Annotated in this window: 11 protein-coding genes; 8 read left to right on the top strand and 3 right to left on the bottom strand. The window is 54.3% G+C overall.

The window, feature by feature from the left end; all coding sequences use genetic code 11:
- The first annotated feature begins 167 nt into the window (after positions 1-167).
- The 6 genes from AC3G2T_RS04810 (at position 168) to AC3G2T_RS04785 (ending at position 8,004) form a co-directional block, all read left to right on the top strand.
- Positions 168-1,214 carry a mannose-1-phosphate guanylyltransferase gene (locus AC3G2T_RS04810; protein ID WP_488434718.1) on the top strand — a complete coding sequence of 349 codons (1,047 nt, stop codon included), beginning with the start codon at positions 168-170 and terminating at the stop codon, positions 1,212-1,214.
- 86 nt (positions 1,215-1,300) lie between these two features.
- Positions 1,301-3,931: a glycosyltransferase gene (locus tag AC3G2T_RS04805; protein ID WP_488434717.1), complete on the top strand. Its 2,631-nt coding sequence runs from the start codon at positions 1,301-1,303 to the stop codon at positions 3,929-3,931.
- Positions 3,932-3,978: 47 nt separating this feature from the next.
- On the top strand, positions 3,979-4,857 hold the full coding sequence (gene galU / locus AC3G2T_RS04800) for a UTP--glucose-1-phosphate uridylyltransferase GalU (protein ID WP_474680644.1): 879 nt from the start codon (positions 3,979-3,981) through the stop codon (positions 4,855-4,857).
- A complete protein-coding gene (locus tag AC3G2T_RS04795; protein ID WP_488434716.1) occupies positions 4,854-5,810 on the top strand; it encodes an NAD-dependent epimerase/dehydratase family protein in 957 nt (318 codons plus the stop codon). Before galU ends, AC3G2T_RS04795 begins: the two co-directional genes overlap by 4 nt.
- 20 nt (positions 5,811-5,830) lie before the next feature.
- Positions 5,831-7,240 (top strand): UDP-glucose dehydrogenase family protein, encoded by a 1,410-nt coding sequence (locus AC3G2T_RS04790; protein ID WP_488434715.1) that lies wholly within the window; start codon positions 5,831-5,833, stop codon positions 7,238-7,240.
- Positions 7,228-8,004: a HipA family kinase gene (locus AC3G2T_RS04785; RefSeq protein WP_488434714.1), complete on the top strand. Its 777-nt coding sequence runs from the start codon at positions 7,228-7,230 to the stop codon at positions 8,002-8,004. Before AC3G2T_RS04790 ends, AC3G2T_RS04785 begins: the two co-directional genes overlap by 13 nt.
- A gap of 71 nt (positions 8,005-8,075) precedes the next feature.
- Here the strand turns inward: AC3G2T_RS04785 and AC3G2T_RS04780 are convergent, their stop codons facing one another.
- From AC3G2T_RS04780 to AC3G2T_RS04770, 3 genes are read right to left on the bottom strand one after another with little or no spacing between them, the layout of a single operon-like run.
- Positions 8,076-9,191, bottom strand: a complete 1,116-nt coding sequence (locus tag AC3G2T_RS04780; protein ID WP_488434713.1) for a glycosyltransferase family 61 protein — start codon at positions 9,189-9,191, stop codon at positions 8,076-8,078.
- A gap of 12 nt (positions 9,192-9,203) precedes the next feature.
- The gene (locus tag AC3G2T_RS04775) at positions 9,204-10,334 is read right to left on the bottom strand and encodes a glycosyltransferase family 61 protein (protein WP_488434736.1); all 1,131 of its coding nucleotides are present in this window, start codon (positions 10,332-10,334) and stop codon (positions 9,204-9,206) included.
- A 5-nt stretch (positions 10,335-10,339) separates the two neighbouring features.
- On the bottom strand, positions 10,340-11,032 hold the full coding sequence (locus AC3G2T_RS04770) for a galactosyltransferase-related protein (RefSeq protein ID WP_488434712.1): 693 nt from the start codon (positions 11,030-11,032) through the stop codon (positions 10,340-10,342).
- Between the two features lie 93 nt (positions 11,033-11,125).
- Here AC3G2T_RS04770 and AC3G2T_RS04765 point away from each other — a divergent pair, with 93 nt between their 5' ends.
- Entirely contained in the window at positions 11,126-12,337 is a 1,212-nt protein-coding gene (locus AC3G2T_RS04765; protein WP_488434711.1) for a glycosyltransferase family 4 protein, read from the top strand.
- Between the two features lie 62 nt (positions 12,338-12,399).
- Positions 12,400-13,488, top strand: a complete 1,089-nt coding sequence (locus tag AC3G2T_RS04760; protein WP_488434710.1) for a glycosyltransferase family 4 protein — start codon at positions 12,400-12,402, stop codon at positions 13,486-13,488.
- Positions 13,489-13,490 lie beyond the last annotated feature (2 nt).

Below are 13,490 nucleotides of genomic sequence, written 5' to 3'. Positions count from 1 at the left end.
ACGGGACCGTGCGGAAGCGCACGGTCCCGTTTGCTGTCTCCGCTCGTACCGAAGCATACGGCAGCAACCTATTTTTCCCTTCCCCCGTTATTCGTCCACGTCCGGAAAAGGGCCGCAGGAATATGATACAGGAAGAATTTTTGACGCTGCGAAGGAGATGAGCTTGCATGAAAGTGGCGATTATGGCCGGAGGGAAGGGGTTGCGTTTTTGGCCGCGAAGCGTTGAAACCAGGCCGAAGCAATTTCTGGCGCTGACCTCCCGCGAAAGCATGCTCCAGCAAACTTACCGCAGGTTTAATAAGTATTTGGATGCTGCGGATATATATATCGTTGCGCCCGGCTCGTACGAAGCGTTAATTCGCGAGCAGCTTCCCGACCTCGACCCGAGCCGCTTCATTGTGGAGCCCGATCAGCGGGATACGGGACCGTGCATCGCACTGACTTCGCGCTTCTTTTTGCGGCAAGGGCTGGACGATGTGCTCGTAACGGCACCTTCCGATCAATATATTCCCGACGACGAAGCGCTGATGAAAGCTTTGCAGGAAGCGGAACGCACCGCGCAAAACAACAAAACGATCGTCACATTGGGAATCGTGCCTACGCGGCCCGAGACCGGGTACGGATACATCCGGGCTGCAGCCGGAGCAGGGACAGGCCAAGCCAAGCGGGTATTGAAATTTGTGGAAAAGCCGGGCGAGCAGCGGGCGCGCGAATTAATAGCGGAGCCGGATACGTATTGGAACAGCGGCATATTCGTTTGGAAGCCGTCGACGATTCGCTATTATATGAATCTTTACCAGCGCGAGATGTGGAATAAGCTTTGGTTTTCGGGCGATTCCGCGGAAAGCGTGTATGCATCGCTGCCCAAAATATCCGTGGATTACGCCATTTTGGAAAAGGCGGAGAACGTATACATGGTCCCTGTCGATTTCGCATGGGACGACGTCGGTTCATGGACGTCTCTGGAGCGGGTTTTTCCGGCGGATGAGCAGGGAAACCTGTTTTTCGGCGAAGTGCATGCGCTTCGCACCGGCAGCTCCATCGTTTATGCGGAGGATCTCAAGGTGATCGCCATCGGAGTTGACGATCTGATCATCGTCCAGACGAAAAACGGCTTGTTAGTTTGCCGAAAATCGGAAGAACAGCACATAAAAACGGTTTTGGACTCCATGCATGCACCGCTTGGCAAACCCCGGGACACCCAATTTCCGTGACATCAGGTTAGTGGTCTATATGGGCGTTCTTATGCGCGCATACACTGGGAAAATACAAGTCCCAAGTTCAATCAGGTGGTGAATGTATGAACATCGCATTCGATATGTCCTTTACGCTGTCGAAGTCCGGCAATCGGACCGGCGCCCAGTTTGCCAAGCGGCTCGTCCGCGCGGTCGGAAAGGAAAGGCCGAACTGCCGCTGCCACTTTTTTTACCCGGATCGGGCGCCTGATGCTTTACCCCTGCAAATGCAGCTGGAACGGTTTTTATCCGAGCGCCAAATCGACATATACCAAATCCTCTGCCCTTACGATATGATCCATTCTCCCCTCAGCAAGGCATGGTTCGGAAAGACGAAAGTGGCCGTGCTTCTGCAAGATTTGTTTCCGAAAATTTTTTTCGATACGGCGCAGGTTTATGACGATATTCACGCCAGGCATGCGGCAGTGCTCGAATTTGTAAAAAATTGCGATCTGCTGATCGCCCATTCGGAGGCGTCGAAGGAGGAAACGATCCGCACGCTCGGAGCGGCACCGCAATCGGTGAAGGTAGTGCCCGGCAGCGCCGGCAAACAATTTCGGCATGTGCCGGTCGACCGGGCGGAGCTTGACAAATACGGCATCGTGAAAAAGTTTGTGGTCGCTATAGCCGACGTCCCCGATGAGCATCATCTTCCCGCTTTCGTTCAAGCGTTCGGCATCATGAATGCCGCGAACGACCGCTGCTTTCAGCTTGTGATGATCGGCAAAACGAGCGAAGCCGGGAAGGCCGCAATTCTCCATGCGGCGGCGGCGGTCGATACGTTGAGCGATATCGTATGGATTCGGCATTTGCGCGATTCTTCGCTGATGAAGCTCTATAACGGAGCGGAACTGTTCATATATCCGTCATTTTACGAGGGCAGCGGCATGCAGGTGTTGGACGCCATGGCATGCGGCACGCCGGTGCTGACCTTCGATCAGGCGGCAGGCAGCTCCGCATCCGGCGACGCCGCCTACCGGGTCCATCCGGGAAATTTCGCCGACCTGCAGCAGGCGCTGACCCGTTGCTTGTTGGATAAGGAATTGAGAAGCGGTTTGCGCAGCAAAGGCTACGACCGTACGGATCCTTACGACTGGCAGGGGACGGCGTCCAAGGTTCTGGACGCGTACCAATATGTGCTGCGCCGCAAACTGGCCATTTTCGCGCCGCTAGCGCCGCTGCAAACGGAAATTGCCGACTACGTGAACCTCATTTTACCCTCCTTGCATGAGCATTACGATTGCGATCTGTTTATCGATAAAGGGTACACGCCTTCATTGCCTCCCGAACTTGAGGGAACCGTGACGAATCATATTTTCCATCACCGCGATTTTCGGACAAAAGAGGGCCAGTACGATGAAGTCGTATTTCAGTTTGGCAATACTCCCTATCACGCTTATATGGTGCCGTATTTGCTGCAAACCGGGGGGATCGTCGTGCTTCACGATTTGCGAACGGACCGGCTCACCCGCGCATGGTCAGGCGGGGAAGGCGCTAAAAGAGCTTACGTTTTGGACGATTATTTGAAAAAAGCCAAAGTCGTTATCGTTCACAGCCGTTTTGCGAAATCGTATTTGAACCGCCATGGATACCGCAACGTCGGGCTGATCCGGCTGCCGCAAAAGCTGCCGGTCATGATTTCCTTGATCATGCACCGCGATTTTGTGTTTTCCAGCTTTGGCCCGGTGGATAAAGACAGGCATTTGGAGACTGCTCTCCGCTGCTTGAAGAAGCTTTACGCCGCCGGCAACAAAAATATCCGGTACGTCATTGTCGGCCGCGGAACGCCGGAATATTGGAACGAATTGAAGGCGCTGATCCGCAGGCTGGGGCTTACGGCAATCGTGGAGTTGAAGCCGGACACCGATAAGAGGGAGTATCAGACCCGGCTCAGCCATTCGGACGTATGCATCCAGTTGTCCGATACTGCCGATGGAGGAGCCTCGGGAGCGCTGCTTGACGTCATGTCTCACGGGAAAGCGGCGATTGTATCGAATCGCCACGCCCATGCCGAGCTGCCGAATGAAGCGGTATACAAAATCCGCCACGACGGCCGGCTGGAGGAGCGGCTGTACACCGCCATGCAGCGGCTTTACAAAAATAAGGAGCTGCGCAAGCAGATGCGGCAGCATTCGCGCAAGTACGTAGCGGAGAACCATCGTGTATCGATATATGCGGACAGATTCAAGGGAATTGTGGAGGACGGCTTGTACGACGAGGTGAAGGGCGCGTTTGAGGAGGGGCAGGGGAATGCCGGTCAGAACGTTCCTGCGGCCGAGGCCGACGGCCGTATACGCACGGTATACTTGCGGCCGAACCGGTATCGCCGTATTTTGCAGGACGGTATGCCCGCTGCGTATTTCTCGTTTAACTTAAGCGAGCTGCCCCAAGGCTGCACGATCCAAAAAGCGGTGATGCACATTCAAGCGGTTACGAAGCAGCTGCTCGTGTACCGGATTCGCTCGTCCTGGTCGGGCAAAAGCGCGTCGAACCCGTCTGTGCGCCAATATCCGTTTTACAAAAAAACGGCGTCGAACGCAACCAAGCTTCCCGCCGACAAACTGTTTGCGTTGGATTGCACGCAGCTGGCCCAAAGCTGGCGGGACGGCCCATCGAACAACCACGGCGTTTATGTGCCCAGGGTATCCGCCGCAAAAATGCCGCGACTCCAGGTGGTGATTCAGGAGCAAGGTTAGCGCCCATGCAACTGGCTCGAAAATGGGATAGAAAGAGGGAAAATGTGATGAAAAAGGTCAAAAAAGCAATTATCCCTGCCGCTGGCCTAGGTACCAGATTTCTTCCCGCAACGAAAGCGATGCCTAAGGAAATGCTGCCGATCGTGGATAAGCCGACCATTCAATACATTGTGGAGGAAGCGGTTCAATCGGGCATTGAAGATATTATCATCGTGACCGGACGCAGCAAAAGGTCGATTGAGGATCATTTCGATACGAACTACGAGCTGGAATACAATTTGCGGGAAAAGAACAAGCAGACTCTGCTCAAGATGGTGGATGATATTACGAATCTGGTGGACATTCATTACGTCCGGCAAAAGCAGGCGCTCGGTCTGGGCCATGCGATCTGGTGCGCCCGGAAATTTATCGGCCACGAGCCGTTCGCCGTGCTGCTCGGGGACATGATTATCGACAGCGATATTCCGTGTTTGCAGCAATTAATGCAAATATACGAAGAGCGGCAGGAATCCGTTATTGCGGTAGATACCGTCGAGTGGGCGGAAGTGAGCAAGTACGGCGTCGTCGACGGGGAGCTCGTAGGAGAGCGGCTGTACCTGGTGGACAATTTGGTGGAGAAGCCGGTTGTTAATCCGCCCTCCAATGCCGCTATTGTGGGCCGATACATTTTGGAGCCGGACATTTTCGACATTCTGGAGCACGTTCCGGTTGGCGTAGGCGGAGAAATTCAGCTAACGGACGCGCTGCAAACGCTGCTTCAGTTCCGCCCCTTGTACGCTTACAAGTTGACCGGCAAATTGTACGACGTTGGGGATAAGCTCGGTTTTTTGAAAGCGACGGTCGAGCTGGCCTGCAAGGATGAGATGCTGAAAGGGGAATTTCGGCAGTATTTGAAGCGGATCGTTCCGGGAGGGGAGTCGACGTGAACAAAGTTTTGATCACCGGCGCCGCCGGTTTTTTGGGATTCCATCTGGCCGAGCGGCTGCTGGCCCGGAACGTCCGGGTCGTCGGGCTGGATAACTTTTCTTCGGGCACCGCCGATCGTATTCGCGCGTTATCCGGTTCCGGCCGATTCGAATTTATAGAGCGGGACGCCACAGACGAGTCCGTGCTCGCGCTAGAGCCGCTGAAGGACGTTGCGGAAATTTATCATCTGGCTTCCCCGGCCTCTCCGAAATTTTACCAGGCCGATCCGTTCGCGACGATTGCCGTCAATACGATCGGCACGCAGCGGATGCTCGACCTGGCGCTGCGCAACAAAGCGAAGCTTGTGTACACCAGCACGAGCGAAGCTTACGGCGACCCGGACGTTCATCCCCAGGATGAAACCTACCGGGGCAATGTGAACACATGGGGGCCGCGGGCTTGCTACGATGAAGCGAAACGGCTGGGCGAAGTGTTTTGCTACGAATACGCCCGGCGCTGCGGCGTGAAAGTGAAGGTGGCCCGGATCTTCAACACTTACTCGGCAGGCTTGCGCAACGATGACGGCCGGGTTATTTCCAATTTTGTCACCCAGGCGTTGAAAGGACACGATATTACCGTGTACGGCGACGGTTCGCAGACACGGTCGTTCTGTTATGTCGACGATACGGTCAGGGCGCTGCAGCTGATGATGGATGCCGATCAGGCCGACGGGGAACTGATCAATATCGGAAACCCTGCGGAAATTACGATTCTGGAGCTGGCGAAGCTGGTCAAAAGCATGACTACATCCGCAAGCGCCATCGTGTTCCGCCCGCTGCCCAAGGACGATCCCAAGGTGAGGCGGCCGGTGATCGATAAAGCGAAGAGAATATTGGGCTGGGAACCCCGCATGGACTTGCGGCAGGGATTGGTCCGCACCATAGAGGAGTACCGGAAGCGGCTGTCAGAGTAACTTTCGTGGGGGGATCGGGAATGGAGGTAGTTTGCGTAGGTTCCGGGTATGTGGGGAGCGTGACCGGGACCGCTTTGGCCGTGCTGGGGCATAGGGTGACGATTATAGATACGGATTCGCGCAAAGTGAAGGCGATCAATGCCGGCGCCAGTCCGATCTATGAGCCCGGTCTGGCGGCGCTGATCTCGCGTATGGTGAACGCCGGCAGGCTGTCGGCTTCGCAGACGTTTGACGCCGTGCACGAGGCCGACGTTGTGTTTATCGCCGTAGGCACGCCTGCGGGCGAAGACGGGACGGCGGATTTGACCTACATCCGGGCGGCGGCACGGAGCGTCGGGGAGCATCTGGACGCCGCGAAATTTACGGTGATCGCGGGCAAATCGACGGTCCCGGCCGGCACGGCGGATCTGGTCGCTTCGATCATCGAAGAAGCGTCCGGTTTGGAAAACAACCGGCATTTTGCGGTTGTCAGCAATCCCGAGTTTTTACGGGAAGGCTATGCGCTTGAGGATGTGTTTTTTCCCGACCGAATCGTGGTCGGCGCCGCTTCGCACAGGGCGAAAAAGGTCATGAAATCGCTGTACGCGCCTTTGCTGGAACGGAGCTTCGAAGCGGAGCTGAAGGGGCTGGACGCAGTTGCGGATCGAGCCGGTGCGCCCGTTCCGGTCTATTTTGAAACCGATACAAAAAGCGCGGAGCTGATTAAATACGTATCAAACGCTTTTTTGGCCGTGAAGATCAGCTATATTAACGAAGTCGCCAGGCTGTGCGATACGTTGGGCGCGAACGTGCTGGATGTCGCCCACGGCATGGGGCTGGATTCGCGCATCGGACATAAATTTCTGCAAGCTTCCAGCGGCTGGAGCGGGAGCTGCTTTCCGAAAGATACGGCGGAAATTGTAGCCGCCGGCCGCAAGCTCGGCAGCGAGATGTCGATCATCAGGGCGGCTATAGACGCCAATACCGCCATGCACGACTACTGCATGGATAAAATCCGCAAACATGTCGGCTCCCTGGAAGGCAAAAATATCGGCATTCTGGGCTTGACCTTTAAGCCCAACACGGACGATGCGCGCCATACGCAAGCCGCATACATGATCGGCAAGCTGGCGGATCAGGGGGCGAACGTGGCGGTTCATGACCCGCAGGGAATGAAGATGTTCCGGGAAATGAACGCTCATCTGCCTGTCCGCTACTGCGGGCGGCCGGAAGAAACGGCGACAGACGCGGATGCGCTGGTGCTGCTGACGCACTGGGATGCGTACATGGCGCTGGATTGGCAGCAGATATACGGAACCATGAAGGGCACCCGGTACATTTTGGATACGCGAAACTTTTGGCGGGGTCTGAAGCTGGAGGGCAGGGGATTCGCATATGAGGGGCTGGGCACTTCAACGGATCGAAGAGGGGAAAGCGTATGGGAAGAATAAAGCCTGTATCCTATATACAACCGATGAGCAAAGGGCGATCTTCTCCGCAGCTCATTCGCTTTAACGATCAGTGCGAATACGTGGTCAAGTTCAAAAATAACCCGCAGGGCAATTGGGTAGTGGCTTACGAGTACCTTGTGAACAGTCTTGCTACACTCCTGCACTTGCCCGTTCCCGAATTCAAAATCGTGCGAATCCGCTCGAAATTTATTAAAGAATACAAGGAATTGAAGGGAAAAGAGTTCAAATCGGGCAACCAATTCGCCAGCAAATATATGAAAGATACGGTCTTATTCAGCGATTTGCCGAAGCTTTTGTCCAAAGATCAGGTCGTCAACCGGGATCAGGCGGCAGGCATGATCGTATTCGACCATTGGGTCAGCAATTCCGACCGCAACATAAAAAACTTGCTGTTTAAGCCGGAGGCGGGCCGTAAGGATAAATACACGTTTTGGATGATCGACCAAGCGAACTGCTTTAACATTACGACGACCAATCCGGAAAGGAAGTTTTTGCCTTTGAAAGTAAGAAATAAGGAAGTGTACCGGTGGTGCAATACGCTGGTGGATCACAAGAAGCAGCTGACCTCTTTCAGAGACCGGATTTTGGACATCAAAAACGAAAAAATTCACGAGCTTATTTATGCGATGCCTGAAGATTGGGATTTATCGGACAGGAAAAAGGAAGAGTTGTACAACCACATCAAATATGCCAAAAAAGCTTTGCCCAAAATCGTCGATAAGTATATCAAACGCTTTTTTTAGCGGAAACAGCGCCTTGAAGCCAAATATCCGGCATGCATCCTTTGCGGAGGAATGTGCACGCCGGATATTTGTCATTTGATGCCGGCAAGCGCCAATATGCGCTTTACGTCTTTAAGGCCGACCGTAATATCCGCCTTATGCTCGTGGGGATCGACGAACTCGGGCGGACGCTCTCCTTTTCCGATTACATAATAATGCCGGTGCTTCATCAAGCTGCTCAAAATCGGGTAGCAGTTGTGCACAAGGGTTGGAGCGAAAAATTCGATAACCTTCGTCCCCGGCTGGCTGAACAATATGTTCGTTAGTCCTGCGCCGTGCGGAGCGGCGATGACTTTGGCGGCAGCGAAAACTTCAATCTGCCTGGCAACAGGCAAATCCTCCAGTATCATTTTCTCGAATCCGAATCGCTCCAAATATCCGAAAATTTCATCCTCGTTAAGCAAATGGCGTCTGCCGGCCTTGGAGCGGCTTATAAAAATTTTTTCCGGCCCCTCGCCCGCCTGCAATTTGGTCTCGTCCATCAGCTCTTGCCGCAAATAGTCGCAAACCCATCTGGGCCGGATGCCGTTCGAAAAATGCGGGATAACGAGCTTCTTCGCCCGGAGGTGGAACTGATCGTGGCTTTCGATCACTTGCTCTTGCGGGATGCCGAGCATCGCTAATGTTTCATACTGGAAAGGCGCCAGCTTGTTTCCGTTGATGACGTATTTATCGGGTTTGATTCCGCATAAATCCAGCATGTGCAGGCGGGGCAGCACATCCAGCATCCAGTGATAGTACACTCCGCTGTCCGCGATGCTCAGCAGGGCTACCGTCTCCGAAGTTTTCTCCAGCGGGGGCAGGCGCTCCAACTGGAAGATGGAATGCTCCTGCGGCAGCTTTTGCTTTTCGCGGGAATGCTTCCACACCAATTTGCCGTCCGGAGTCAAAATATCCGGCTTGGCGCCGCAGATGCGCCCTTTGGGGATCATATCGACGATGCCGTTTCGCTGTTTGAACAGCGTGTCGGACGAGGAAAAACGAACTGTCCAGAAGACGGGGTCCTCCAGGCCGACAGGCTCCGTAAGTTCAACGGGATCGTTGAAATGCAGTTTTTTGATCAGTTCGCGCTTTTTGAGCTGAGCTGCGGCAATCCAGTCGGCGACAACTTCGTAATAGCCGTCGGGGACTTTCGTTTTTCCTCCCATGCGCGTGTCCTCCTAAATCCTTGGGATGTCGGCTTTTTGCAAAATCTGTTTTAAAGCTTCCAGATCGACCGTGATATCTTCATATAGCGCTTTTGTATAGCGGTGCTCCCGGGGCGGACGTTTGCCGGTACCGATCAAATAATAGTAATCGAGCTTCATATGGCTGCTGAGGCCGAGGTAATAGTCCCTGACATAGTTGGGGGAAAAGATTTCAATCAGCTTCGTGCCCGGATTGGCGAACACCAGATTGGCCAGGGAAGCGCCGTGCGGGGAAACGATTGCGCGCGCCGACTGAAAGGCGCGAATTTGTTCCGCAAACGGCATCGATTCCGGATGGATGCGGCGAAACCCGTATTTGTCAAGGAGCTTGACGACTTCTTTCTCATTCCGAACCCTGCGTCCGCCGGCATGGGCGCGGCTTACATAAATGCGTTCGTATTTGGGCGAAGGCGGCTTCTTGTTGCAGGGGGACAGCTGCTCTCTGAGAAAGCGGCTTGCCCATTGCGGATACACATGCTGGTAAGGCTTCCATCTGCTGAACTTTTCGGCGACAACGAGCCGCTTGGCTTTGATATGAAAATCTTTGCCGGCAACGATTACTTTGCTTTCGGGAATACCCAGGGCGGACAGCATTTCCTTGTAGGGGAACCGGCCCGGCGGGCTGATTACGTATTTATCGATGTGCAGTTTGCATTTACGTATCAAAGCGATGCGGGGCAGGACGTCGAACATCCAGTGAAAATAGTTTTCCGGGTAGCGGAAGGACAGCACGGCGACTGTCTTATTCGTATAGCGGGGAGGCGGAAGCGATGTTTTGCCGTCAAGTATATCTTTGAACGAAACATGCTTGATCATTTTGTTCTCGGGAGTCAGAACGACTCCCCGGTCCCCGTACAGTCTGCCGTTTTCGATGACGGCAACGGAAAGAGCGGGAAAGAGCGTATTCGCTTTCCAGATCGCTGCGCACCTTCGAAAGTACCAATGCAGTTTTTTTTCAACCGTCTTCGGCTGCGGGAACGGTACGGATTGATGAAAGTGAAAGGTGTGCAGTTGACTGCGCTGTCCGGCCCGGCCGTGAAGTTTGAACCAGTCGTGGAGCGAGATATGGTTGTTTTCCTTGGGAATGGCGAGATCGGGTGGCATATCTTTCAAACGTATCTACCCCGTTTATCGATCAGTTTTTTCATCTGTTCCTTCGTAGCCGCCTTCTGATACTGTTTCAGCAGCTCGATGTTCGCGTCATGGTTCGGATTCCCTTTTGTCCCTACATAAGGATGCCAGAGGTGGTACACGTCTTTGTCAAGCCTTTTATGTTTGCCGCATATGGCGTCCATCGATAAGCCGAAAGCAGTGTCTTCCGCGCCCCAGCCGACGAACCTTTGGTCGAATCCGCCGACCTTTTTGAAAGCTTCCCGGTACATAATGTTCATTTTTCCGGTCCAGCGCGAAAAGTCCTTGAACCGGTAATCCTTGATTTTCTCGTTTAAAGGCCAGTCGGCTTTGCTATCGTAAATTTTTTTGGAGTTAGACTCCGAGATGTTCAGCACATTGCGAAAGGGGACGACCCAGCCGTATTTTGGCAGCAGCTTGATCGATTTGGTGACGATCTTCGGATCGAAAATCGTATCGTTATCGACTATGACAATCACATTTCTTGTAGATTTTTTGAACGCCCTGTTTATGGCTTTGGATCGGTTGAAGAGCTCGCCGTTGTCTTTGCCGACGACGATTTCCGCCCCTGGCAGCGCATTTTTGTAAAATTTTTTCGACCATTTGAATGCAGCGTCTCTTGGGCCTTTGTCCGACTTGTAGGGGATAAGCACAGACACGTCTTCAAACATAGGATAACCTCCTTTAGATGACTGCTATTTACAGGTTATGCGAATGTTCCTGTGCGGGTTGGGGCGAATAGACCAGTCCAATCACATAGATTTTTGGCGGAAGCGGATGAAATTGGATGGCTGAAGGGGGATACGCCCAACACGGGCGCAGACAGGGATAAATATACTGGAGAAAGAGGCTGGAAAGGACGGTGGGCGCGCCTGAATATTTTGTTCAAGGGGTTCTTCTATACCGGGAGCGGGTATGCCGAAGGCAACCGGGCTTTGCTGCGTATTTTGCAAGGGTGCGGCTATCGCGTGCGGATTGCGCCGAGGGACAAGGAGTCCGAGAGGACGATCGCCCTGACGCCGGAAGAAATCGGCTACCTTTCTTCATTCGAACGGACGAAGCTGTCGTCCAACGATATTTTTCTGTTCCGCGGTTCCGGCGGTGCGCTTCATACGAATCCCGATTTTCGCGTAAATATCGCGCATACAACGTTCGAGACCGACAGGCTGCCTGCGGCATGGGTTCCGGTTTTAAACCGGTTTAACGAGGTTTGGGTGCAGTGCAGGTTCAATCTGGAGACGTTCGGCGCTTCCGGAGTGAAGGTTCCCATGCGGTTTATTCCATATTTTTTCAACGATTCCGCGTACGACCCGCAGGGGCCGAAGCTGGCGCTGCCTTTGTCCCGGTCGTACACCTTTTTGTCGGTGTTCGATTTGATCGAGCGCAAAGGATACGATGTGCTGCTGCGCGGTTATTTGAACGAATTTTCGGCGGCGGACGACGTCGCTCTGGTCATCAAGGTCAGAAACCGCGAAGGCACGGAGAAGCTGAAAAGCATCATACGCGCCCACCCCAAACCGGCGAAGGAACGCCCGGCCGTCCATATCATCGACAGGATGCTGCCGACGCCGGAACTGCACAGCCTGTACCGGGCTTGCAGCGCCTTCGTGCTGCCGACGCGCGGAGAAGGCTGGGGGAGGCCGTTTTTCGAAGCGATGCTGATGGAAATGCCTGTTATCGGTACGAATTGGAGCGGGCAGACGGAATATATGAACGAGGGGAACTCTTATCCGGTTCGCGTCAAGAAATTGGTGCCGGTGCGCTTGACCGATCATCCCGATCCCGCCAAGTACAGCGGGCATTATTGGGCGGAGCCGTCGACGAAAGATTTGCAGCGGAAAATGAGGCATGTGTTCGAGCATCGGCATGAAGCCAAAGCGCTCGGCCAAAAAGCCCGCCGCGAGCTTTTGAGCAAGTACAGCCTCCGGGAAGTAGCCGGGCAGGTAGCCAGGGAGATCGGCAAATTCGCGCAGTAAACCGGGAACTGCTTGCTCCTCGTGCGCCTGTGACGGATCGGCAATAAGGATGGTGTCCTGGTATGAACATTTTGCTGGAGGGAATCTTCTATAACGGACACGGCTTTGCGGAAGGAAACCGCATCTTGCTGCGGATTCTCGACCGGGCCGGTTTCCGGGTGCGGATTGCCGCCAGAGATTCCCATGAGAAGCACCTCGTCCTCGATCAAAAAGAGATGGAGTACATCTCTTCGTTTGAAACGAACACATTGACTTCCAACGACGTGTACATTTGCAATTTCGTAGGATCGGCCGTCCGCTACCATCCCGAGTTCCGCGTGAACATCGCCCGCACGACGTTTGAGACGGACCGGATTCCGGCCGGGTGGGTGCCGGAGCTGAACAAATTCGCGGAGGTGTGGGTGCAGAGCACGTTCAACGTCCGCACCTTCGCCGAATCCGGTGTCAAGGTGCCGCTCAGGCTGATCCCGAACTTTTTCGACATCGGGCAGTATGATCCGAAAGTGCCGAAGCTGCCCCTTCCTTTGGCAAAATCTTATTTGTTCCTGGCCGTCTTTGACCTGCAGCACCGCAAGGGCTACGACCTGCTGCTGAGCGCCTTTCTCAATGAGTTCTCACCTGCCGACGATGCGGCGCTGGTCCTGAAAATACGCAGCGGCGACGGCGTGTACAAATTGGAGAAGGTCATGCAGCAGCATCCCAAGCCGGTAGAAAAGCGTCCGGCCGTATATATCATCGACCAGATGCTGTCAACACAGGAACTGCTCGGGTTGTACCGGGCGTGCGACGCTTTCGTGCTGCCCACGCGGGGCGAAGGCTGGGGCAGGCCGTTTTTCGAAGCGATGCTGATGGAAATGCCGGTGATCGGGACGAATTGGAGCGGGCAGACGGATTTTATGGACCACAGCAATTCGTACCTGATCCGGGTCGATCGTCTGCAGAGCATACAGGGCAACGAGTTCCGGCTGTTCAACGGCCATCGCTGGGCGGAGCCTTCCGTCGCCGATTTGCAAGCCAAAATGAGACATGTATTCGAGCACCGGCAGGAGGCCAAAGCGGTGGGCTGCAAAGCCCGCGAACATCTGCTGCGAAGCTACGATATGGACCGGATCGCGAAGAAAGTGGCGGAGGAGATTCGGAAGTACCAGTGAAC

The sequence above is a fragment of the Paenibacillus sp. sgz302191 genome (assembly GCF_057749925.1).
This window is presented reverse-complemented; position numbering and strand designations above follow the sequence as displayed.